Below are 20,839 nucleotides of genomic sequence, written 5' to 3'. Positions count from 1 at the left end.
CGTTTCTTCGCCTCGGTAATCCAGGGAAGTTATCCACAGGCTGTGTGTTTTCGGCCGGGAGACGTTCAGAGGTTCTTGCGCAGGAACGCGATGTCGTCGGCCTGGCCTTCGCCCGGCGTCTCCACCACGACCGGGGCGCCCGCCGCGCGGCAGACCGCCAGGATCAGCTCCGGGTCGATCTTCCCCTGACCCAGGTTCGCGTGCCGGTCGGCGCCGGAGTCGAAGTCGTCGCGCGAGTCGTTGCAGTGGACGAGGTCGATCCGGCCGGTGATCGCCTTGACCCGCTCGACCAGGTCGACCAGCTCCTCGCCGCCCGCGTGCGCGTGACAGGTGTCGAGGCAGAAGCCCACGTCGAAGCCGTCGAGCGCGTCCCACAGACGGGCGATGCGCTCCAGCTTGCGGGCCATGGCATTGCCGCCGCCCGCGGTGTTCTCGATGAGCACGGGGATCGGGCACTCCATGTGCTCGAACACCTTGCGCCAGTTGTCGAAGCCCACCTGCGGGTCGTCGCTCTTGTTGACGTGGCCGCCGTGCACGACCAGGCCCTTGGCGCCGAGCCCCGCGGCCGCCTTGAGGTGCTGTTCGAGCAGCTTGCGGCTGGGGATCCTGATGCGGTTGTTCGTCGTGGCGACGTTGATCAGGTAGGGGGCGTGGATGTAGACGTCGACGCCCTCGACCGGCTTGTCCGGCAGCACCGGCTTGGCGTAGCCCTGCGGGTCGCCGAGGAAGAACTGCACGACCTCCGCCCCGACCCGTTCGGCGTGAGCGGCGGGATCGTCCTGGTCGACGTGAGCTCCGATACGCACCATGTCAAGGAGCTTATCCGTTTGGCGGAACCGCCTCCGGGAAGACGCCCGGCACCCCCTACCCCCGAGGAGAGCGCACATGACACGCTGGCGGCTGCGGGCGCTGATCTTATTGGTCTACGTGATCGTCGGAATCTACGTCGCCTGGATCTACGACTACATCACCCCGGGTCTCCTCCGGGACGTCGCCGAGGCTCTGCTCGCGGTGTTCCTCTGGTTCCTGGTGCTGCTCGGCATCGACCTGCACATCGGCAGGTGAGTCGCATATGCCCGACGGCCCCGGCGTCACCGGGGCCGTTCGCCGGGCACGAGGCCCGTCAAGGATGCGGCAGGAAGCCGCCGTGGGCGATGCCGAGCACGGCCCCCACGAACGAGGCCACCAGGCCGACGATGTTGACCGAGCGCTGCGGCGTGGTCACCGAGATGTACTGCGAGTAGAGCCCGGTCCCGAAACCGAGCGTGCCGATCCAGGACGAGATCACGTGGGCGGCGGGGAAGAACGCGGCGACGAACGCCACGAGCCCGCACACCAGTGTCGCGATCGCCAGGCCGTTCTCCACCGGGTGAGAGCGTCCGTCGGTGTTGAGCGTGAGCCTGAACCGCTCCCTCTCTGAGGGATGAAGCACATGTGGCACAGCCGCCACCCCCTTGGTTTCCTACAGGCCTTCCCACCTACTCGTGGCTGGTAACCTGGGCAGCGCTGCGTTGTGATGGGTGACCCATCGCCCCGGGGCGCCGAAATGGGGCGCCGCGGCCTGACGTCAGCGTCCTCCTGTCACGGCAGAGTGTCGTGACCGCAAAAGTCCAGAGGAGGTTGGAGTCCCGCATGCGTCGTTACGAAGTAATGGTCATTCTGGACCCTTCGCTCGATGAGCGCACTGTCGCGCCGTCCCTCGACCAGTTCCTCACCGTGGTCCGCAACGACGGCGGCACCGTGGAGAAGGTCGACGTCTGGGGCCGTCGCCGTCTCGCCTACGACATCGACAAGAAGTCGGAAGGCATCTACGCCGTCATCGACCTGTCCGCGGAGCCCGCGACGGTCAAGGAGCTCGACCGCCAGATGAACCTCAACGAGGGCATTCTGCGCACCAAGGTCCTGCGCCCGGACGTGCACTAGCCACAGGAAAGCCGCGAAGCGGGCCGTCCCTCCGGGAGGCGGCTCAACGAGCGGGTTTCTTGTTGACGACCACCGGCTTTTTGTCGGAGAGCACCCGTACTCTGAGCCGTAACCCAAGCGAAGGCGTGCAGGAAGGCGAGCGCTAGCCATGGCAGCAGGCGACACCGTAATCACCATCGTCGGCAATCTTGTCGACGACCCGGAGCTGCGCTTCACCCCGACGGGTCAAGCGGTGGCTCGATTCCGCATCGCGTCCACTCCGCGGTTCATGGATCGCCAGACCAACGAGTGGAAGGATGGCGAAAGCCTCTTCCTGACCTGCAACGTGTGGCGGCAGGCGGCGGAGAACGCCGCCGAGAGCCTCCAGCGCGGCATGCGGGTCATCGTGCAGGGGCGGCTCAAGCAACGGTCTTACGAGACCAAGGAAGGCGAGAAGCGCACGGTCTATGAGGTCGAGGTCGACGAGGTCGGCCCGTCCCTGCGCAACGCCACGGCCAAGGTCAACCGCACCACCCGCCAGGGTGGCGGCGGTGGCGGCGGCTTCGGCGGCGGTCCCGCCGACGACCCGTGGGCCTCTGCCTCGCCCGCCCCGCCCCAGGGCGGCGGCTACCAGGGCGGTGGCGGCGGCTTCGGCGGCGGCGGTGGCGGCAACCAGGGCGGCGGCTTCGGCGGCGGCAACGACTTCAGCGACGAACCGCCTTTCTAACACCTGTCCACAAGCCCGAGTCCATTCCCGCCCGAAAGGCGGGGCTCTGAGAGGAGCACCACGATGGCTAAGCCGGCACTGCGCAAGCCCAAGAAGAAGGTTTGCCTGTTCTGCCACGACAAGATCTCATACGTCGACTACAAGGACACGGCGCTGCTGCGGAAGTTCATCTCCGACCGCGGCAAGATCCGTGCGCGCCGGGTGACGGGCAACTGCACCCAGCACCAGCGCGACGTGGCGACCGCGATCAAGAACGCCCGTGAGGTGGCTCTGCTGCCTTACACGAGCACCGCGCGCTAAGGAGGTCTGTCGACATGAAGCTCATCCTCACCAACGAGGTCTCCGGCCTCGGCGCCCCTGGCGACGTCGTCGAGGTCAAGGACGGCTACGGCCGTAACTACCTCATCCCGCGCGGCTACGCCATGCGCTGGACGCGTGGCGCCGAGCGCCAGATCGAGACCATCAAGAAGGCTCGCGACGCTCGCGAGATCCGCGACCTCGGCACCGCCAAGGAGGTCGCCGGCCAGCTCGGCGCCCTGCGCGTGCGGCTGTCCACCCGCGCGGGCGAGTCGGGCCGGCTGTTCGGCTCGATCACCACGGGCGACATCGCCGACGCCGTCAAGGCGGCCGGTGGCCCGATCCTCGACCGCCGTCGCATCGAGATCCGCAACCCGATCAAGAGCGTCGGGTCGCACAAGATCACCGTCAAGCTCCACCCCGAGGTGTCGGCGTCCGTCGACGTCGACGTCGTGGCCGGCTGACGACTGCTGATCAAGCCCCTCTCCGTCAGGAGGGGGGCTTTTTCGCGTTCCGGGGGCCGGCTGCCACGGTGGCGCGTTCCCCTGCGGGACCGGCTGCCCTGGTGACCTGCGCACTTAATTCCTATCGGGGCCGCGTAGAATGCCTGCGTTCTTTGTGTGTGTTTCCCCCTGGAGGCTCTGCCATGGCCCGTTCCACGATGCTGCTTGCGATCGGTGTGCTCGCGGTAGGGGCCGTCGCATGTGCCCCTGCCGACCAACCGGCCGCCACGGCGACCGGTTCCGCCCCGACCGGCTCCGCGGCGGCCGACGCCTGCGCCAAGGACCAGCTCAAGCTCGTCAACGGCGGCAAGCTGACCGTCGGCACCGACAAGCCGGCCTACGAGCCGTGGTTCAAGGACGACGACCCCAGCAACGGCCAGGGGTTCGAGAGCGCGGTGGCGTTCGCGGTGGCCGGTGAGCTCGGCTTCGACCGGACCGAGGTGGAGTGGAGCACGGTCAAGTTCGACTCCGCGTTCGCGCCCGGCGCCAAGCAGTTCGACTTCGACGTCAACCAGGTCTCGATCAACCCCGACCGCGCCAAGGCGGTCGACTTCAGCAAGGGCTACTACACGGTCAAGCAGGCCGTCGTGGCGATCAAGGGCAGCAAGTTCGCCGAGGCCAAGAGCGTGGCCGAGCTCAAGGACGCCAAGTTCGGCGTCCAGGTGGGCACCACGTCGCTGGCCGGCGTCAAGGACGTGATCAAGCCGTCCGCCGAGCCCAACGTCTACAACGACCAGGTCGACGCCGTGAACGCGCTGAAGAACAAGCAGGTGGACGCGATCGTCGTCGACGTGCCCACCGCGTTCTACGTGACGGCCGCCCAGGTGGAGAACTCCAAGATCGTCGGCCAGTTCAGCTCGACCGGCGGCACGCCGGAGGAGTTCGGGCTGGTCATGGAGAAGGGCAGCGCGCTCAAGCCCTGCGTCGACAGGGCCGTCGACTCGTTGAAGTCGAAGGGTGAGCTGGCGAAGATCGAGCAGGAGTGGCTGGGCTCGGCTGCGGGCGCGCCCGAACTGTCGTGAGCCCGACCAGTAAGCCCGTGAGCGAGCACGTCCCCTCGCAACGTCAGCTTGAGCGCGAGCGCGTCCGCAGGTCGCGGGCGCGCCGCTCGGCCTCGATCGCGACGGCCTCGACGATCGTGTTCATCGTCCTGGTCGTCGTCCTGGTCACGAACTCGCCCGGCTGGCCCCGGGTCCAGGAGGCGTTCTTCTCTCCCGAGTGGTTCGTCGCCGCGCTGCCCAAGGTGCTGGAAGGGTTCCTGCTCAACGTCAAGATGTTCCTGATCGCCGAGCCGCTGATCCTGATCATCGGGCTGCTGGTGGCGCTGGCCAGGGGCATCACCGCGCCCGCGTTCTTCCCGATCAGGGCCCTGGCCACGCTCTACACCGACGTCTTCCGCGGCGTGCCGACGATCCTGGTCATCTACCTCGTCGGGTTCGGGCTGCCCGCGCTGCGGTTGCAGGGCATCCCGACCGATCTGGCGACGCTGGGCGTGATCGCGCTGACGCTGTCGTACGGCGCGTACGTGGCCGAGGTGTTCCGCTCCGGCATCGAGTCGGTGCATCCGAGCCAGATCGCCGCCGCCCGCTCGCTGGGCCTGAGCCACTTCAAGGCCATGCGCTTCGTGGTGCTTCCGCAGGCCACCCGCCGGGTAGTGCCGCCGCTGCTCAACGACTTCGTCTCGCTGCAGAAGGACACCGCGCTGGTGGCCACCATCGGGCCGCTGGAGGCGCTCAGGCAGGCCCAGATCATCGCCACCAGCAAGTTCAACTACACCCCCTACCTGGTCGCCTCGCTGGTGTTCATCCTGCTCACGATCCCGATGGCCAGGTTCACCGACCATCTGGCCGCCCGTACGCGCAGGAGGCGGGGCGCATGAGCCTGCTGACCATCGAAGGGGTGTGGAAGAACTTCCACGGCCACAGCGTGCTGCGCGGGATCGACCTGGAGGTGCAGCCGCACGAGGTCGTCAGCCTGATCGGCGCGTCCGGGTCGGGCAAGTCCACCCTCCTGCGCTGCGTGAACCTGCTGGAGACCGTGGACGACGGCGCCATCCACCTCGACGGCCAGGAGATCACCGACCCCCGCGTGGACGTCGACGACGTGCGCAAGCGGCTCGGCATCGTCTTCCAGGCGTTCAACCTGTTCCCGCACATGAGCGTGCTCGACAACATCACGCTCGCGCCCCGGCGGGTGCTCAGGACGTCCAAGGAACAGGCCGAGGAACAGGCGCACGAGCTGCTGGCCAGGTTCGGGCTGGCGGCCAAGGCCGGCGCGTACCCCGACCAGCTCTCGGGCGGGCAGCAGCAGCGGGTGGCGGTCATCCGGGCGCTGGCCATGCAGCCCAGGCTGATGCTGCTCGACGAGGTCACCTCGGCGCTCGACCCCCAGCTGGTGGTGGAGGTGCTGGGGATCGTCAGGGAGCTCAAGGAGGCGGGGATGACGATGATCCTCACGACCCACGAGATGAGCTTCTGCCGCGACATCTCCGACACCGTGTGCTTCCTCGACGGCGGGGTGCTGGTGGAGAAGGGTCCGCCGGAGAAGATCTTCGCCGCGCCGGAGCAGCCGCGGACCAGGGAGTTCCTGCGCAGCGTGCTCGAATCCGGACGCCTCTAGCGGCGGTGGCGGCCCCGGCCGGGTTCGGCCGGGGCCTCCCGTGGGGCGGCCAGCAGGCTGTTGCGGCGGCCGTACAGCAGGTAGACCAGCAGGCCGAAGGCCATCCACAGGACGAACCACGCCCAGGTGAGCAGGCGCAGGTTGAGCATCAGCCACAGCGTGGCGACCAGCGAGAGCGCGGGCAGCAGCGGCGAGAGCGGCACGCGGAAGCCGCGTTCCAGGTGCGGCATGCGCCGCCGCATCACGATCACGCCCGCCGCCACGAACAGGAACGCGAACAACGTCCCGATGACGACCAGTTCCTGCATGGTGAGCACCGGGACGAACTCGGCCAGCACGATCGCGATGAACCCGATCACCAGCGTCACCCGCGACGGCGTGTGGTACCTGCGGCTGACCGTGGCCAGGCCGCGCGGGATCAGCCCGTCGCGGGCCATCGAGAACAGCACCCGGGTCTGACCCACGATCAGCACCAGGATCACGGTGGTCAGCCCGAGCACCGCCCCCGCGTCGATGACGTGCACCATCCAGTCCACGCCCACGGCCCGGAACGCGCTGGACAGCGGCGCGTCCCCGCTGATCTTCGTGTACGACACCATGCCCACCATGACCAGCGCGACCGCCAGATAGATGACCGTGGCGATCACCAGGCTGCGGATCATGCCCTTGGGCACGGACTTCGGCGCGTTGACGCTCTCCTCGGCCGAGGTCGCGACGATGTCGAAGCCGATGTAGGCGAACGCGATCGCCGAGGCCGCGGCGAAGACCCCGAACCAGCCGAAGGCCATGCCGTGCCCGGCGAAGAGCTCGATCACGGTCTGCGGGCGGACGGGCAGGGCCCTGGGCTCGACGTAGAAGTCGCCGTAGTTGGCCACGTCGATGTGGGTCAGGCCCACGACGATGACCGCGCCGATGGCCAGCAGCTTGGCCGACACCATGATCCACAGCGCCCGGAGCCCCACCCGCGCGCCGAGGGCCACGATGCCCGTCAGCAGCACCAGGATGACCAGGACGAGCACGTCGTCCACGCCTTGCGGCACCCGTACGCCGAAGTCGGCGACCGCCTTGACCGCGATGGACGCCCACGCCCTGGCCACCACCGCGGCGGCGAACTGCAGCTCCAGGATCAGCGCCCAGCCGATGATCCAGGCCCAGACCTCGCCGAAGATGACGTACGTGAAGGTGTAGGCGCTGCCCGACGTCGGCATCGTGGACGACAGCTCGGCGTAGCACAGGCAGGCGAGCAGGCACGCGATACCGGCGATCATGAACGAGAGGATCACGCCGGGGCCGGCCATGGTGTGGGCCTGCTCGCCGGCGATGCTGAAGATGCCGGCGCCGATGATCACACCGAGACCGAGAACGACGAGGTCGGCCGGGCGGTAGACCTCGGACAGGCTGTGCCGGGCGCCGGTGCGTAACCCGGTCGCCTCTGACGGTGGCAGTCGTCGAAGAATCGTGGACACGGAACACCCCGCTCAGGGAACTCGCCCACTCTGTCTCACCACTTGGACAACGGCAAGCACAGGACGATTACGGTGACCCGGCGTCCAAACGTCCGAAGCGGCAATGCGGCTGGTCGGATCGGCTACGCGCCGGTCACCAGCCAGGCCGTGCCGGCCGCGCGCCGCCCGAGGGTGATCAACCGGGCGATCATCCACACCCCGAGCGCGCACCAGAGCGCGACCACGCCGCACCCGGCGGCCAGGAACGCCGCCGGCAGGTACGCCAGCGTCGTCCACACCCCGGCCCAGGCCAGGTAGCGCTGGTCGCCCGCGCCGATGAGCACGCCGTCGAGCACGAACACCACCCCGCAGATCGGCTGGAACAGCGCGACCGGCCACAACACGGCCAGCAGCTCGCCGGTCACGGCCGGGTCGGCGCCGAACAGGCCGGGCAGCAGCGGCCTGGCCGCCACGACCACCACGCCGAGCGCCAGGCCCGACCACAGGCCCCACTGCATCATCCGCCTGGTCGCGGCCCTGGTGGCGACCGTGTCACCGGCGCCCAGCGAGCGTCCGGTGATGGCCTGGCCGGCGATCGCGATCGCGTCCAGGGCGAAGGCCATCAGGTTCCACACCTGGCCGGCGATGGCGTACGCGGCCAGTTCGGCCTGGCCCATCCTGGTGGCGACCACCGTGCCCACGATGAGCACGATCCGCAGGCACACCGTACGGATGAGCAGGGCGAAACCGGCCGTACCGGCCTGCCGGACGCCCGCCAGGTCGGGCATGAGCGGCGTGCCGAGCCGTCGCGCGCCCCGGACCACCACGACCAGGTAGACGGCCGCGCCCAGCGTCTGGGCCAGCGTGGTGCCCCAGGCGGACCCGGCGATGCCCCAATCCAGCCCGAGCACGAACCAGGCGTTCAGCGCCGCGTTCAGCGCGAACGAGCCCACGGCCACCACCAGCGGCGTGACGGTGTCCTGAAGGCCGCGCAGCACCCCGGTGCCGGCCAGCACGACCAGCATGCCGGGCGCGCCGAGCAGGCTGATCCGCAGGTACGTCACGGCCAGCGCGGCCTGGTCGGGACCGGCGCCGAACAGGTCCACCATGGCCGGTGCGAGCGGCCAGCCCAGGGCGATGAGCGCGACGCCGATGGCCAGGGCGAGCCAGATGCCGTCCACGCCGTTGCGCATGGCCCGCCCGTGGTTGCCGGCGCCGCTCTGCCGCGCCACGGACGCCGTCGTGCCGTACGCCAGGAAGACGCAGAGGTTCACCAGCGTCGCCAGGACGGCCCCCGCCACGCCCAGCGCGCCCACCGCCGTGGTGCCGAGGCCGTGGCCGACGATGGCGTAGTCGGCGAGCAGGAAGAGCGGCTCGGCGACCAGCGCGCCGAACGCGGGCAGCGCGAGCCGCAGAATCTCCCGGTCCCGGGGTGTAATGGGCATTTGTCTATTATGGCCATTACACGGCGTGTCGGGCCAACTTTCTTTCCTCCACAGTCGGTGGACACTGTTTGCCCAGGTCAGACGATGATCGGTGCATATCCGAAAGAGTTATCCCCAGGCTCGTCCACAGAGCTTTCACATCCTGGGCGCGATAGTGCACAGCTCACCCACAGGGTTGTCCACAGGCCGCGTTGCCCTCACGCGCCGAACGAGCGAAACTGTCACACCGGTCGGCTACAAGTGGGGGTGGTGCGACCGCCTGCGAGGTTGTTCGAGGGGGCGCGGTGAGCATTGACGAAGAGGGCGGCGGAGGCCCCGGTTTCGAGCGCACCCCGCCGCACAACATCGAGGCCGAGCAGTCGGTGCTCGGCGGCATGCTGCTGTCGAAGGACGCCATCGCCGACGTCGTCGAGATCCTGCGGTCCGACGACTTCTACCGGCCCGCCCACCAGATGGTCTACGACGTCATCACCGACCTCTACGGCCGCGGCGAGCCCGCCGACGCCGTCACCGTCTTCGACGAGCTGCAGAAACGCGGCGAGATGGCCCGGGTGGGCGGCGCCGCCTACCTGCACACGCTCACGGCGGTCGTCCCCACGGCCGCCAACGCCGGCTACTACGCCAAGATCGTGCGCGAGCAGGCGATCCTGCGCCGCCTCATCGAGGCCGGCACCCGCATCGTCTCCTTCGGCTACGGCGGCCAGAACGAGGAGGTCGACGACCTCGTCGACCGCGCCCAGGCGGAGATCTACAAGGTCACCGAGCGCCGCACGTCGGAGGACTACGCGCCGCTGGCCGACATCATGCCGGGCGCCCTCGACGAGCTGGAGGCCATCGGCAGCCGCGGCGGCCAGATGGTCGGCGTCCCGACCGGCTTCCAGGACCTCGACCAGCTCACCAACGGCCTCCACCCAGGCCAGATGATCGTCGTGGCCGCCCGCCCGGCCATCGGCAAGGCGCTGGCCCTGGACACCCCGCTGCCCACGCCGACCGGCTGGACGACGATGGGCGAGGTCGAGGTCGGCGACGAGCTGATCGGAGCCGACGGCAGGCCGACCAGGGTGGTCGCGGCGACCGACGTGATGCACGACAGGCCGTGTTACGAGGTGGAGTTCAGCGACGGCACGGTGATCGTCGCGGACGCCCAGCACCAGTGGCGTACGTCCACGCGCGCGGCCAGGAAGGCGGCCGGCACGCTGCCGTCCTTCCACTGGACGGCGGAGGCGGTCCGGCGGGTCGAAGAGGCCCGCGACGCGGCGTCCGCACATCCGGACAGGCTGGTGACGCATCGCGAGGCCCTTGAGACCGTGGGGGAGGAGTTCCGCAATGTCCTCCACACCGTCCAGCGTCAGGTGGGCCCCATAGAGAAGGTTCTCACCGCCGTGGGCGGCCCGATCAGGAGCTACTCCTGGCATGCCCCCGCCTATCGGGCGGGCGAGCTCCACAGCGCTCTCTACGCGCGGATCACCACGCCGAAGAACGCCGCCACCACCGCGGAGCACCAGCACGTCGTGACGACGGAGGAGATCGCCGCCACCCTCCGCTGCGCGACCGCCGACCGGCGGCCCAACCACGCGGTGGCGGTGGCCGCGCCGTTCGCGCTGGAGGAGCGCGAGCTTCCGCTGTCCCCGTACGTGCTCGGCGTGTGGCTGGGCGACGGCCACAGCGCGGCCGCGCGGTTCTCGACCATCGACCCGGAGATCATCGAGAACATCGAAGCCGAGGGCGTCCGGGTCACCCGCGTGGGCTCCTCGATCTCCTACCAGCTGACCCTTCCGGAGCCGCCGCCGTCCCGGCGGACATGCGTGGTGTGCGGCGCCGGGTTCGTGCCCAAGACCTCGCAGGTCCGCACTTGTGGAAGGAGCTGCGGAGCGAGGGCCCGTTCGCTCTCCGAGCCGGTTGCCGCGCCCACGTGTCCCGACTGCGGCGGCCGCTCAAGCGGGCTGCGGCGGTGTCAGGCCTGCCATCTCGAACACGGCACCGTCCAGGGCATCCTTCGTACTCTGGGCGTTCTCGGCGACAAGCGCATCCCCGCGAGCTACCTGCGGGCCTCCGAGGGGCAGCGACGAGCCCTGCTGGCCGGACTGCTCGACTCCGACGGTTACGTCAGCGCCGCGGGGCAGATCCAGTTCGCCGTCACCAGCAAGAGTCTGGCCGCCGACGTGCACGAGCTGGTGCTGAGCCTCGGCTACAAGGCGACCATGCGTACCAAGCCGGTCAGAGGCAGGTCCGAGGAGAGCTCGACCTGCTACATGATCAATTTCACGACCTCCGACAAGCTCTTCCGGCTGCCGAGGAAGGCGGCCAGGCAGGTCGACGCCACCCATCCCAAGACTCTGGTCCGCTACATCGTCGATGTGCGGAAGATCGAGAGCCGTCCGGTGCGCTGCGTCGAGGTCGACAACGCGGATCACATGTACCTGGCCGGCCGGGCCTGCATTCCCACCCACAACAGCACGTTGGGCCTCGACTTCGCACGTTCTGCGGCGATCAAGCATGGGATGACCACCGTCATCTTCTCGCTGGAGATGTCCCGTAACGAGATCACCATGCGTCTGCTGTCCGCCGAGGCCAGGGTCGCCCTGCACGCGATGCGCTCGGGCATGATGGGCGACGACGACTGGACCCGCCTCGCGCGCAGGATGAGCGAGGTGGCCGAGGCGCCGCTGTTCATCGACGACTCGCCCAACATGTCGATGATGGAGATCCGGGCCAAGTGCCGGCGCCTCAAACAGCGCAACGACCTGCGGTTCGTGGTCATCGACTACCTCCAGCTCATGAGTTCGCCGAAGAAGACCGAGAGCCGCCAGAACGAGGTCTCGGAGATCTCCCGTGCGATCAAGCTGCTGGCCAAGGAGCTGGAGGTGCCGGTCATCGCGATCTCCCAGCTCAACCGAGGCCCCGAGCAGCGCACGGACAAGCGCCCGGCGGTCAGCGACCTTCGCGAGTCGGGCTGCCTGACCGCCGCCACCCGCGTCATGCGCGCCGACACCGGCGCCGAGGTGTCGATCGGCGAACTGCTGGAGAGCGGCGCGCGCGACATCCCGGTGTGGTCGCTCGACGAACGGCTGCGGCTCGTGCCGCGCACGATGACACACGCCTTCCCGAGCGGGGTCAAGGAGGTCTTCCGCCTGCGTCTGCGCTCCGGACGTGAGATCGAGGCCACCGCGAACCACCCCTTCCTGACCTACGACGGCTGGCGGCCGCTGGGTGAGCTGACCACCGGGTCCCGGCTGGCGGTCCCACGCCACGTTCCGGCCCCGCAGGGCCTCCAGGAGTGGCCGGAGGCGGAGATCGTGCTGCTCGCGCACATGATCGGCGACGGCTCCTTCGTCAAGCGTCAGCCGATCCGCTACGCGAGCACGGACGAGGCCTGCCTGACAGCGGTGACGCGGGCGGCCGAGCACTTCGGGATCAGTGCCGTCCGCGATGAGTACGTTGCCGCACGGGTCACCACCTTGAGGTTGCCGGCTCCCCACCGGCTGACTCATGGCAGGCGCAACCCCGTCGCCGCCTGGCTGGACGGCTTGGGGCTCTTCGGGTTGCGGAGCCATGAGAAGTTCGTCCCTGATGGAGTCTTCTCCCTGTCCAAGAAGCAGATCGCGCTGTTCCTGCGGCACCTGTGGGCCACCGATGGCTGTGTGTGGTGGGACGCGAAGAGCGGTCAGTCGAGGATCTACTACGCCTCGACGAGCCGCAGGCTGGTCGACGACGTGGCTCGGCTGCTCCTCCGGTTCAACGTGATGACCCGCGTGAAGGAGGTGCCAAAGGACGGCCACAGGCCCGGATACCAGTTGGTCGTCTACGGTGCCGAGAACCAGCTGCGGTTCCTGGACGAGGTGGGCGTGCACGGCGAGCGGTCGGCGCAGGCGGACGCGTCCGCGGGCCGGCTGCGGGAGATCAAGGGCAACACCAATCTGGACACGGTTCCCCGCGAGATCTGGGACCGCGTGCGCGGCGTGCTGTCGGAGCGCGGCATGACTCACCGGGAGTTCTCCGCCCGGCTCGGCACCCAGTTCTGCGGCAGCACGTTGTGGAAGCACGCGCCGAGCCGGGAACGTCTGGGCAAGGTGGCTTCGATCCTCGACGACGCCGACATGGAGATGCTGGCGACGAACGACGTGTTCTGGGACGAGGTCGCATCGATCGAGAGCCTGGGCGATCAGCCGGTGTTCGACGCCACGGTCCTCGGCACCCACAACTTCGTCGCCAACGGCATCGCGGTGCACAACAGCATCGAACAGGACGCCGACATGGTCATCCTGTTGCACCGCGAGGACGCCTACGAGCGGGAGTCCCCCCGGGCCGGTGAGGCCGACCTGATCGTGGCCAAGCACCGTAACGGCCCCACCGCCACGGTGACCGTGGCCTTCCAGGGTCACTACAGCCGTTTCGTGGACATGGCCCAGCACTAAGACGTGAAAGCCCGGTCAAGGTGTGACAAACCAGACAGCGCGGAAGGGATGGCGATCGATCATCGGGGCGCTTTACCCGATGACTGAAGCAAAGGGGAGAACGCCATGACCATCCTGATCGCCTACGACGGCTCGGCCGACTCGCGCAGCGCCATCGAGTTCGCCGCCAAGCACCTGGCCGCCCAGCCGACCGTCGTCGTCACCGTGTGGGAGCCGCTGCTCGTGCAGCTCAGGAAGCACCCGCTGGCGGCGGGGGCGATCTCCCCCGAGACCGAGACCGAGGGGCAGGCCCAGGCCGAGTACTACGCCAAGGAAGGCGCCGAGCTGGCCACCGCCGCCGGGCTGCCCGAGGTGAGCTACCGCGCGGTCGCCGACAACGAGTCGATCTGGAAGACGATCGTCGACGTGGCCGACGAGCTGGACGCCTCGCTCATCGTGACCGGTTCGCGTGGCCTGGCGGGGGTCAGGTCGGTGCTGCTCGGCAGCGTGTCCAACCATGTGCTGCACCACGCCCACCGGCCGACGCTCATCGTTCCGCCGGTTGCGCAGCCGAAGGCGTGACGCAGCAGACCTTGGGCGGGGACAGCCGGGTGTCCATGCGACGGGCGCCCGGTCCCTCCTCGCCGAGCCGGTCGCGGGGGTTGGCCACCGGGCACCGGTCGAGCGACAGGCAGCCGCAGCCGATGCAGTCGGTCAGGTCGTCGCGCAGGCGCTGAAGCTGTTCGATGCGGTCGTCGAGCTCGCCGCGCCAGGCGGCCGACAGCCTGGCCCAGTCCTCCCGGTTGGGGGTGCGCCCGTCGGGCAGCTCGGAGAGCGCGTCCTTGATGGTGGCGAGGGGGATGCCGAGGCGTTGGGAGAGCCGGATGAAGGCGACTCTGCGCAGCGTGTCGCGGTGGTAGCGGCGCTGGTTGCCGGCCGTGCGGCGGCTGGCGATGAGCCCCTTGGTCTCGTAGAAGTGCAGCGCGGAGACGGCCACGCCGCTGCGCTCGGCGAGTTGTCCGACCGTCAGTTCTCTGCTGTTCCAGGCGACCATTCCTGAAGCTTACTTGAGGGTTCGTTCGAAGAACGTCTCCAGCACGACGACGGTCTGGGTGCCGGTCACGCCGTCCACCTCGAAGATCTGGCGCAGGACGTCCTGGAGCTCCTTGGTGCTGGACGTGCGCACCTTGAGCAGCAGCGACGCGGGCCCGGCGATGACGTGGGCCTCCTCGACGGCGGGGATCCGCGCCAGCAGGCCGGCGCTGTCGCCCATCCAGCTCGCGCCGTCCACCAGCACGTAGGCGGTGACCGTGCGGCCGAGGGCGTCCTGGTCCACCTCGATCGTGGTGCGCCTGATCACGCCGCGCTCGCGCAGCTTGCGTACGCGTTCGTGCGCGGCCCCGCTGGACAGCCCCACCGCCTTGCCGAGCGCGGCGTACGACTGCGTGGCGTCCTCCAGCAGCAGCCCGATTAGTGTCCTGTCGATCTCATCCATGACCGAATGGTATCTGGTGAAATGTGCTGATGGTCGAATGCCGTATGGTGGCCGCCATGGACACGATCCCCACCGAGTTCGAGGTTCTGGACGAGCGTTTCGCCACGATCGGCGGCGACGACCGGATCGAACGCCTTTACACCGGCACCCGCTGGGCCGAGGGCCCCGTCTACTTCCCGGCCGGCCGCTTCCTGGTCTGGAGTGACATCCCCAACGAGCGCATGCTGCGCTGGGACGAGATGACCGGCGCCGTCGGTCCGTTCCGGCAGCCGTCCGGCTACACCAACGGCAACACCCTCGACCGCGAGGGCCGGTTGATCTCGTGCGAGCAGGGCAACCGCCGCGTCACCCGCACCGAGCCCGACGGCTCGATCACCGTCATCGCCGACCGTTGGCAGGGCAAGCGCCTCAACAGCCCCAACGACGCGGTCGTGCGCTCCGACGGCTCGGTCTGGTTCACCGACCCCCCGTACGGCATCACCAGCAACTACGAGGGCGTCGCGGCCGAGCAGGAGATCGACGGCTGCCACGTCTACCGCGCCGACCCGGTGACCGGCGAGGTGCGCGTGGTGGCCGACGACTTCGTCCGCCCCAACGGCCTGGCCTTCTCCCTCGACGAGAAGCTCCTGTACGTCGCCGACACCAGGGCCAGGCACCTGCGCGTCTTCGAGGTGCGCGAGGACGGCACGCTGTCGGGCGGCCGGGTCTTCGCGGAGGGCACCCAGGCCGACAACTTCGACGGCATGCGCCTCGACGACACCGGCCGGGTCTGGGCCGCGGCGGGCAAGGCGCTGCTCTGCCACGACCCCGACGGCACCCTGATCGGCCGGCTCAGGCTGCCGGAGTTCACGGCGAACCTGGTGTTCGGCGGGCTGAAGAGGAATCGGCTGTTCATCGCCTCCTCCTCTTCGCTCTACTCCCTGATGACCAACGTCACCGGCGCCCGCCCGGTCTGGGCCCGCCGCTGACGTCCCTACTCCCACCGGAACAGCCGCACGGCCAGGCCCCCGAACACCGCCAGCCCCGCGGCCATCACCACCAGGTGCAGGAGCTGGGGGCTCTGCCCCGCCCAGGTGTCCTTGAGCGCCTGGGCGAACGGCCCGGCCACGGAGAAGTCGCTGACCTTGCGCAGGGCGTCCGGCATCATCTCGCGCGGCAGCCACATGCCGCCGACGAACATGAGCGGGAACATCACCGCCGACCCGATCCCCGAGGCAGCCTTCCCGTTGGGCGCCAGCGCCGCGATCACCAGGCCGATGGCCATCAGCGCGGCGGTGCCGAGCAGGAAGACCAGCACGAACCCGAGCCACTGCCTGGGCGCCGACGTGCCGAACGCCGCCATCCCGGCCACGATCAGCACGACCGTGGACACGGCCCCGACGGTCAGGTTGATCAGGAGCTGGACGGTCAGCAGCCGTCCGGGATGCACCGGCGTGGTGGACATGCGCCTGAGCACGCCCTGCTCCCGGTAGCCGGCCAGCACGGTGGGCAGCACGCTGAGGGCCAGCGTCAGCAGCGCGAGCAGGGTCATCAGGGCCGGCATCTGCGCGTCCACCGACCGCAGACCGGAGGCGTCGGGCTTGGTCATGTCCGGCACGCTGAGCCCCAGCACCAGCAGCAGGCCGACCGGCAACCCGATGGTGAAGATCATGAACGGCCAGTCGCGCAGGTGCAGCTTGGCCTCCACGAGCAGGATCTTCCTCATGACAACTTCCTTCCGGTGAGCGCGAGGAACGCGTCGTCCAGGGTCGCCTGCTCGATGCGCAGGTCGGCCGGGATGATCTGGTGCTGCGCCAGGGCCAGCGTGACCACGTGGGCGAGGTTGCCGGTGCCGGACACCGAGACCTGCCCGCCGTGCCGGACGACCTCGCGCACCTCGGGCAGCGCCAGCAGCACGGCGTCGTCCAGCGGGCCGGAGGGGCGGAACCGTACGTGCTGCTCGGCCCCCACCTGGGCGATCAGCCCCGCGGGCGTGTCGGTGGCCACCACCTTGCCCGCGTCGATGAGCGCGAGCCGGTCGCAGAGCCGCTCGGCCTCCTCCATGAAGTGGGTGACCAGCACGATCGTCACGCCCGAGTCGCGCACCTGCTCGATCAGCTCCCAGGTGTCCCTGCGGGCCTGCGGGTCGAGGCCGGTGGTCAGCTCGTCGAGGACCGCCACCCGCGGCCGGCCCACCAGCGCCAGCGCGACCGACAGCCGCTGCCGCTGGCCGCCGGAGAGGCTCTTGAAGGCGGCGTCCCGCTTGTGCGCCAGACCGACGTGTTCGAGCAGTTCCCGCCAGTCGGCCGGGTCGGGGTAGAAGGAGGCGTACAGGTCCAGGGCCTCCCACACCTTGATCTTCTCCGGCAGCGCGGCGCTCTGCAGCTGCATGCCGAGCACCTGGCGCAGCTCGTCCCGGTCGCGCCGCGGGTCCAGGCCCGCCACGCGTACGGTGCCGCCGTCCGCCGGGCGCATGCCCGCCACGCACTCCACGGTCGTGGTCTTGCCGGCGCCGTTGGGGCCGAGGATGCCGAAGATCTCGCCCTCGGCGACCTCGAAAGACACGTCGTCCACCGCGAGGTGGTTCGGATACTGCTTGCGCAGGTTCCGCACTTCGATCACCTTCATGGCATCGACGCTAGGAGCTGCGGGTTTCCCGGGGAATCTCGGTAGATGCCGAGCAAGGGTGTATCTAGGTGCAATGTCCCCGGCGGCGATGGTGGCGCAGACTGGGGGCATGCTTCAACGGTTCGGGCAGGTCGCGGTCTTGTTCGCGCTGCTGCTGGTCGAGGTGGCGCTGATCCCCTTGGCCGGCGCCATGATCATGCTGTCGTTCGCGCTGGGGATGGTCTTCTTCTTCCCGTGGCAGGCCAGGCTGGTGAGGCGGGCGGCCGAGCGGCACCGGCGCCTGCTGCGCGCCTGGACCGGCGTCGAGATCGAGGCGCCCTACCTGCCCGAGCCGCCGCCGCCGGTCCCCATGGCCGACGGCCTCTACCGCGTCGACCGCACGCTGTACAAGTCGCCGCGCATGCCGGCCTGGAACGACCGGTTCAAGTGGCTGCTCACCGACCCGGCGACCTGGCGCGACACGCTCTGGCTGACGCTCGACCCGATCGTCAAGATCGTCCTGCTGCCGCTGTTCGTCCTGCTCCCGGCGCGCGGCCTGCGTCTGTACGCCCTCACCGTCCGCCTGCTGCTCGGCGCCACCTCCGCCAGCCGCCTGGCCGTCCAGATCACCCATCTGCGGCAGGTGCGCAACCTCGCCGCCGACTCCCAGGCCGCCGAGATGCGCAGGATCGAACGCGACCTGCACGACGGCACCCAGGCCCGCCTGGTGGCCATCGGCATGACGCTGGGCGCGGTGGAACAGCTCATCGACGACAACCCGGCCGCCGCCAAGGCCCTGCTGGCCAAGACCAGGGACGCCTCCGCCGAGACCCTGACCGAGCTGCGCACCGTCATCCGCGGCATCCACCCGCCGGTGCTGGCCGAACGCGGCCTCGCCGACGCCGTACGCGCCCTGGCCATGGACAGCCCGCTGCGCGTCAAGGTGGACGTCGAGCTGCCCCACCGCCTGGAACCCCCGGTGGAGGCGGCGGCCTACTTCGCGATCAGCGAACTGCTCGCCAACGCGGCCCGGCACAGCGGCGCCGAGTCGGTGGCCATCGACATCAGCGTCAACGGCGCGGCCCTGCGCGTCACCGTCAGCGACGACGGCATGGGCGGCGCCGACCCGGCCAAGGGCAGCGGCCTGACCGGCATCGAACGCCGCCTGGCCGCCTTCGACGGCGTGCTGGCCCTGCACAGCCCGCCGGGCGGCCCGACCACCGTCACCCTGGACATCCCGCACGTCCTGCCCGAGCAGGCCGACCAGGCGAAGCTGCCTCCCAAGAAGGCCGCCACGATCGCCGTCCTGTACGGCACGGCCTGGTGCCCGCTCTTCCCCCAGGGCCTCGTCACGGCCGTCTTCAAGGCGTTCCACATCGACGAGCGCAGCTGGTTCCTGGCCCTCTACCTGCCCGAGCCCCTGCAGTGGCCGGTGATCGTGGCCAACATCGCCCTCGGCACGCTCATGTACATTGCGGCCATGCGCATCCGGCTCGTCCACAACAGAAGCCTCGTACTCGGCCGCGTCGGCGGTCTGGGGCCCTGCTGATGAAGCGGGTGCTCGTCGCCGAAGACCTCTACCTGCTCAGAGACGGCCTGGTCCACCTGCTGCAGGCGCACGGCTTCACGGTCGTCGCCGCCGTCGAGAGCGGGCCGGAGCTGCTGAAGGGCCTGCTGGAGCTGCGTCCCGACGTCTCGGTCGTCGACGTACGGCTGCCGCCCACGTTCACCGACGAGGGCCTGCAGGCCGCGCTGGCCGCCCGCGCGCAGATTCCAGGGCTGCCCGTTCTGGTGCTGTCGCAGCACGTCGAGCAGCTCTACGCCCGCGAGCTGCTGGCCGACGGCTCTGGCGGCATCGGCTACCTGCTGAAGGACCGGGTGTTCAACGCGGAGCAGTTCGTCGACGCCGTGCGCAGGGTGGCCGAAGGCGGCACCGCGATGGACCCCGAGGTGATCGCCAAGCTGCTGGCCAGCAACGCCAGGAACGAGCCGCTGGCCGCGCTCACGCCCCGCGAGCGCGAGGTGCTGGAGGCCATGGCGGAGGGCCGCTCCAACGCCGCGATCTCCCAGCGGCTCTTCCTCAGCGAGAGCGCCGTCGCCAAGCACACGGCCGGCATCTTCGCCAAGCTCGGCCTGGCCCCCTCCGACGACGACAACCGCCGCGTCCTCGCCGTGCTCGCCTACCTGAACAGCCGCGCCTGACGCCCTTCCGGTCCCACCAGGCCCATCGTGCACAGGACGCCCAACCGTGCCCGGACACAGCCGGAGTTGTCGGTGGGAGCGGCTATTTTCATAGAGGCACGGCGCGACGAAAGGGTGGATCCTCGTGAAGATCCGGGTTAACCGCGATGTACTGGCAGATGCGGTGGCATGGGCCGCCAGAGTCCTGCCCAGCCGCCCGGTGGTGCCCGTACTCTCCGGGTTGCTGCTGGAGGCGGGCGACGAGCTGAGCCTGTCCGCCTTCGACTACGACGTCTCCGCGCGCGCCCTGGTCGACGCCGACATCGTCGAGTCCGGGAGCGTGCTCATCCCCGGCCGGCTGCTCGCCGAGATCAGCCGCAGCCTGCCGGCCGAAGACGTCGAGATCGTCACCGAAGGCGCCGAGGCCGTGCTGACCTGCGGAAGCGCCGAGTTCGGGCTGATCACGATGCCGGTCGAGGACTTCCCGGCCCTGCCGACGATGCCCCCGAGCATCGGCGCGATCGGCGGCGGCGTGTTCGCCTCCGCGGTGAGCCAGGTCGCGCCCGCCGCCAGCCGCGACGACACGCTGCCGATGCTCACCGGCATCCGGGTCGACATCGAGGGCGAGTCCGTGGCGATGGCCTCCACCGACCGCTACCGCATCGCCGCCCGCGACTTCACCTGGCGTCCGGCCGCGCCCGACGTCGCCGTCTCGGCCATGGTGCCGGCGAAGGTGCTGGTCGAGGTGGCCAAGTCGCTGCGCGGCGGCGAGGTGTCGGTCGCGATGGGCGACGGCGTGGCCGGGTTCGAGAGCGTCGGCCGCAGCACCACCGTGCGCCTGCTGGACGAGCAGTTCATCGACTACCGGGCCAGGCTGACCTCCGACTGGTCGATCAGGGCCGACGTCGCGGTGACTCCGTTCGTCAACGCGATCAAGCGGGTGGCCCTGGTCGCCGAGCGCAACACCGCGATCCGGCTGTCGTTCACGCAGGGCCAGGTGCTGATCCAGGCGGGCGGCGGCGACATCGGGCGCGGCACCGAGATGGTCCCCTGCGAGCTGCGCGGCGACGACATCCAGATCGCCTTCCAGTCGCAGTTCCTGCTCGACGGCCTGACCGGCATCGAAGGCGAGCTGGCCAGGATCAACATGGAGTCGCCCACCAGGCCCGCCCTCATCCAGGACGTGCCGGGCGACGCCCAGCCCGCCTTCCGCTACCTCGTCATGTCGTTGCGCCTGACCTGAGC

Annotated in this window: 22 protein-coding genes; 14 read left to right on the top strand and 8 right to left on the bottom strand. The window is 69.5% G+C overall.

Annotated elements, in window-relative coordinates; translation table 11 throughout:
- Nucleotides 1-65 precede the first annotated feature (65 nt).
- Complete coding sequence (locus ACWCSD_RS01555; protein WP_449912410.1) at nucleotides 66-809, bottom strand: deoxyribonuclease IV; 744 nt, start codon at nucleotides 807-809, stop codon at nucleotides 66-68.
- A gap of 76 nt (nucleotides 810-885) precedes the next feature.
- On the opposite strand from ACWCSD_RS01555, the gene ACWCSD_RS01550 reads away from it, so the two are divergent.
- Complete coding sequence (locus tag ACWCSD_RS01550; RefSeq protein WP_357973985.1) at nucleotides 886-1,065, top strand: hypothetical protein; 180 nt, start codon at nucleotides 886-888, stop codon at nucleotides 1,063-1,065.
- 58 nt (nucleotides 1,066-1,123) lie between these two features.
- Here ACWCSD_RS01550 and ACWCSD_RS01545 read toward each other — a convergent pair whose 3' ends face one another.
- Nucleotides 1,124-1,366: a hypothetical protein gene (locus ACWCSD_RS01545; RefSeq protein ID WP_358291234.1), complete on the bottom strand. Its 243-nt coding sequence runs from the start codon at nucleotides 1,364-1,366 to the stop codon at nucleotides 1,124-1,126.
- Nucleotides 1,367-1,632: 266 nt separating this feature from the next.
- On the opposite strand from ACWCSD_RS01545, the gene rpsF reads away from it, so the two are divergent.
- The 7 genes from rpsF to ACWCSD_RS01510 all read left to right on the top strand — a co-directional run bounded on the left by rpsF (nucleotide 1,633) and on the right by ACWCSD_RS01510 (nucleotide 6,048).
- On the top strand, nucleotides 1,633-1,923 hold the full coding sequence (gene rpsF, locus ACWCSD_RS01540) for a 30S ribosomal protein S6 (RefSeq protein ID WP_026214314.1): 291 nt from the start codon (nucleotides 1,633-1,635) through the stop codon (nucleotides 1,921-1,923).
- Nucleotides 1,924-2,071: 148 nt separating this feature from the next.
- Complete coding sequence (locus ACWCSD_RS01535; RefSeq protein WP_352322941.1) at nucleotides 2,072-2,629, top strand: single-stranded DNA-binding protein; 558 nt, start codon at nucleotides 2,072-2,074, stop codon at nucleotides 2,627-2,629.
- A gap of 63 nt (nucleotides 2,630-2,692) precedes the next feature.
- Complete coding sequence (gene rpsR, locus ACWCSD_RS01530; RefSeq protein ID WP_020543048.1) at nucleotides 2,693-2,929, top strand: 30S ribosomal protein S18; 237 nt, start codon at nucleotides 2,693-2,695, stop codon at nucleotides 2,927-2,929.
- Nucleotides 2,930-2,943: 14 nt separating this feature from the next.
- A complete protein-coding gene (rplI, locus tag ACWCSD_RS01525; protein WP_352322940.1) occupies nucleotides 2,944-3,390 on the top strand; it encodes a 50S ribosomal protein L9 in 447 nt (148 codons plus the stop codon).
- A gap of 197 nt (nucleotides 3,391-3,587) precedes the next feature.
- Nucleotides 3,588-4,451 carry an ABC transporter substrate-binding protein gene (locus ACWCSD_RS01520; protein ID WP_449912406.1) on the top strand — a complete coding sequence of 288 codons (864 nt, stop codon included), beginning with the start codon at nucleotides 3,588-3,590 and terminating at the stop codon, nucleotides 4,449-4,451.
- A gap of 17 nt (nucleotides 4,452-4,468) precedes the next feature.
- The gene (locus ACWCSD_RS01515; protein ID WP_397155147.1) at nucleotides 4,469-5,308 is read left to right on the top strand and encodes an amino acid ABC transporter permease; all 840 of its coding nucleotides are present in this window, start codon (nucleotides 4,469-4,471) and stop codon (nucleotides 5,306-5,308) included.
- Nucleotides 5,305-6,048 (top strand): amino acid ABC transporter ATP-binding protein, encoded by a 744-nt coding sequence (locus ACWCSD_RS01510; protein WP_397155149.1) that lies wholly within the window; start codon nucleotides 5,305-5,307, stop codon nucleotides 6,046-6,048. Before ACWCSD_RS01515 ends, ACWCSD_RS01510 begins: the two co-directional genes overlap by 4 nt.
- On the opposite strand, the gene ACWCSD_RS01505 is transcribed toward ACWCSD_RS01510, so the two are convergent.
- Nucleotides 6,045-7,514 carry an APC family permease gene (locus ACWCSD_RS01505; RefSeq protein WP_397155151.1) on the bottom strand — a complete coding sequence of 490 codons (1,470 nt, stop codon included), beginning with the start codon at nucleotides 7,512-7,514 and terminating at the stop codon, nucleotides 6,045-6,047. The genes ACWCSD_RS01510 and ACWCSD_RS01505 overlap by 4 nt on opposite strands.
- A gap of 122 nt (nucleotides 7,515-7,636) precedes the next feature.
- The gene (locus tag ACWCSD_RS01500) at nucleotides 7,637-8,938 is read right to left on the bottom strand and encodes an MATE family efflux transporter (protein WP_449912403.1); all 1,302 of its coding nucleotides are present in this window, start codon (nucleotides 8,936-8,938) and stop codon (nucleotides 7,637-7,639) included.
- Nucleotides 8,939-9,222: 284 nt separating this feature from the next.
- Between ACWCSD_RS01500 and ACWCSD_RS01495 the strand changes: the two genes are divergently transcribed.
- A complete protein-coding gene (locus ACWCSD_RS01495) occupies nucleotides 9,223-13,353 on the top strand; it encodes a replicative DNA helicase (RefSeq protein WP_449912401.1) in 4,131 nt (1,376 codons plus the stop codon).
- A 105-nt stretch (nucleotides 13,354-13,458) separates the two neighbouring features.
- The gene (locus ACWCSD_RS01490; RefSeq protein ID WP_387671756.1) at nucleotides 13,459-13,914 is read left to right on the top strand and encodes a universal stress protein; all 456 of its coding nucleotides are present in this window, start codon (nucleotides 13,459-13,461) and stop codon (nucleotides 13,912-13,914) included.
- Here ACWCSD_RS01490 and soxR read toward each other — a convergent pair.
- Both soxR and ACWCSD_RS01480 read right to left on the bottom strand, forming a co-directional pair.
- On the bottom strand, nucleotides 13,880-14,386 hold the full coding sequence (gene soxR, locus ACWCSD_RS01485; RefSeq protein WP_352362238.1) for a redox-sensitive transcriptional activator SoxR: 507 nt from the start codon (nucleotides 14,384-14,386) through the stop codon (nucleotides 13,880-13,882). The genes ACWCSD_RS01490 and soxR overlap by 35 nt on opposite strands.
- A 9-nt stretch (nucleotides 14,387-14,395) precedes the next feature.
- The gene (locus ACWCSD_RS01480) at nucleotides 14,396-14,827 is read right to left on the bottom strand and encodes an Lrp/AsnC family transcriptional regulator (protein WP_352362236.1); all 432 of its coding nucleotides are present in this window, start codon (nucleotides 14,825-14,827) and stop codon (nucleotides 14,396-14,398) included.
- Nucleotides 14,828-14,883: 56 nt separating this feature from the next.
- Between ACWCSD_RS01480 and ACWCSD_RS01475 the strand changes: the two genes are divergently transcribed.
- Nucleotides 14,884-15,795 (top strand): SMP-30/gluconolactonase/LRE family protein, encoded by a 912-nt coding sequence (locus ACWCSD_RS01475; RefSeq protein ID WP_449912397.1) that lies wholly within the window; start codon nucleotides 14,884-14,886, stop codon nucleotides 15,793-15,795.
- A 5-nt stretch (nucleotides 15,796-15,800) separates the two neighbouring features.
- Here ACWCSD_RS01475 and ACWCSD_RS01470 read toward each other — a convergent pair whose 3' ends face one another.
- Both ACWCSD_RS01470 and ACWCSD_RS01465 read right to left on the bottom strand, forming a co-directional pair.
- On the bottom strand, nucleotides 15,801-16,532 hold the full coding sequence (locus ACWCSD_RS01470; protein WP_449912396.1) for an ABC transporter permease: 732 nt from the start codon (nucleotides 16,530-16,532) through the stop codon (nucleotides 15,801-15,803).
- Nucleotides 16,529-17,434, bottom strand: coding sequence for an ABC transporter ATP-binding protein (locus ACWCSD_RS01465; RefSeq protein WP_352362232.1), 906 nt, complete (start codon nucleotides 17,432-17,434; stop codon nucleotides 16,529-16,531). The genes ACWCSD_RS01470 and ACWCSD_RS01465 overlap by 4 nt, the downstream gene beginning before the upstream one ends.
- A 109-nt stretch (nucleotides 17,435-17,543) precedes the next feature.
- Here ACWCSD_RS01465 and ACWCSD_RS01460 point away from each other — a divergent pair, with 109 nt between their 5' ends.
- The 3 genes from ACWCSD_RS01460 to dnaN all read left to right on the top strand — a co-directional run bounded on the left by ACWCSD_RS01460 (nucleotide 17,544) and on the right by dnaN (nucleotide 20,837).
- Entirely contained in the window at nucleotides 17,544-18,962 is a 1,419-nt protein-coding gene (locus ACWCSD_RS01460) for a sensor histidine kinase (RefSeq protein ID WP_397155164.1), read from the top strand.
- Nucleotides 18,962-19,615: a response regulator transcription factor gene (locus ACWCSD_RS01455; RefSeq protein ID WP_352362228.1), complete on the top strand. Its 654-nt coding sequence runs from the start codon at nucleotides 18,962-18,964 to the stop codon at nucleotides 19,613-19,615. Before ACWCSD_RS01460 ends, ACWCSD_RS01455 begins: the two co-directional genes overlap by 1 nt.
- A 124-nt stretch (nucleotides 19,616-19,739) precedes the next feature.
- Entirely contained in the window at nucleotides 19,740-20,837 is a 1,098-nt protein-coding gene (gene dnaN, locus ACWCSD_RS01450) for a DNA polymerase III subunit beta (protein WP_449912392.1), read from the top strand.
- Nucleotides 20,838-20,839 lie beyond the last annotated feature (2 nt).

It is taken from the genome of Nonomuraea sp. NPDC001684 (assembly GCF_053596515.1).
The sequence above is the reverse complement of the archived record's forward strand: the minus strand, read 5'-3'. Positions and strand labels throughout refer to the sequence as shown.

What these genes read in the sequence shown, in the direction of transcription:
- ACWCSD_RS01550 (WP_357973985.1), top strand. Translation starts at nt 886, where the DNA reads ATGACACGCTGGCGGCTGCGGGCGCTGATCTTATTGGTCTACGTGATC.
- ACWCSD_RS01455 (WP_352362228.1), top strand. Translation starts at nt 18,962, where the DNA reads ATGAAGCGGGTGCTCGTCGCCGAAGACCTCTACCTGCTCAGAGACGGC.
- soxR (WP_352362238.1), bottom strand. Translation starts at nt 14,386, where the DNA reads ATGGTCGCCTGGAACAGCAGAGAACTGACGGTCGGACAACTCGCCGAG.
- ACWCSD_RS01470 (WP_449912396.1), bottom strand. Translation starts at nt 16,532, where the DNA reads ATGAGGAAGATCCTGCTCGTGGAGGCCAAGCTGCACCTGCGCGACTGG.
- ACWCSD_RS01510 (WP_397155149.1), top strand. Translation starts at nt 5,305, where the DNA reads ATGAGCCTGCTGACCATCGAAGGGGTGTGGAAGAACTTCCACGGCCAC.
- ACWCSD_RS01535 (WP_352322941.1), top strand. Translation starts at nt 2,072, where the DNA reads ATGGCAGCAGGCGACACCGTAATCACCATCGTCGGCAATCTTGTCGAC.
- rpsF (WP_026214314.1), top strand. Translation starts at nt 1,633, where the DNA reads ATGCGTCGTTACGAAGTAATGGTCATTCTGGACCCTTCGCTCGATGAG.
- ACWCSD_RS01460 (WP_397155164.1), top strand. Translation starts at nt 17,544, where the DNA reads ATGCTTCAACGGTTCGGGCAGGTCGCGGTCTTGTTCGCGCTGCTGCTG.
- ACWCSD_RS01500 (WP_449912403.1), bottom strand. Translation starts at nt 8,938, where the DNA reads ATGCCCATTACACCCCGGGACCGGGAGATTCTGCGGCTCGCGCTGCCC.
- rplI (WP_352322940.1), top strand. Translation starts at nt 2,944, where the DNA reads ATGAAGCTCATCCTCACCAACGAGGTCTCCGGCCTCGGCGCCCCTGGC.
- ACWCSD_RS01490 (WP_387671756.1), top strand. Translation starts at nt 13,459, where the DNA reads ATGACCATCCTGATCGCCTACGACGGCTCGGCCGACTCGCGCAGCGCC.
- ACWCSD_RS01475 (WP_449912397.1), top strand. Translation starts at nt 14,884, where the DNA reads ATGGACACGATCCCCACCGAGTTCGAGGTTCTGGACGAGCGTTTCGCC.
- ACWCSD_RS01480 (WP_352362236.1), bottom strand. Translation starts at nt 14,827, where the DNA reads ATGGATGAGATCGACAGGACACTAATCGGGCTGCTGCTGGAGGACGCC.
- ACWCSD_RS01465 (WP_352362232.1), bottom strand. Translation starts at nt 17,434, where the DNA reads ATGAAGGTGATCGAAGTGCGGAACCTGCGCAAGCAGTATCCGAACCAC.
- ACWCSD_RS01520 (WP_449912406.1), top strand. Translation starts at nt 3,588, where the DNA reads ATGCTGCTTGCGATCGGTGTGCTCGCGGTAGGGGCCGTCGCATGTGCC.
- ACWCSD_RS01555 (WP_449912410.1), bottom strand. Translation starts at nt 809, where the DNA reads ATGGTGCGTATCGGAGCTCACGTCGACCAGGACGATCCCGCCGCTCAC.
- rpsR (WP_020543048.1), top strand. Translation starts at nt 2,693, where the DNA reads ATGGCTAAGCCGGCACTGCGCAAGCCCAAGAAGAAGGTTTGCCTGTTC.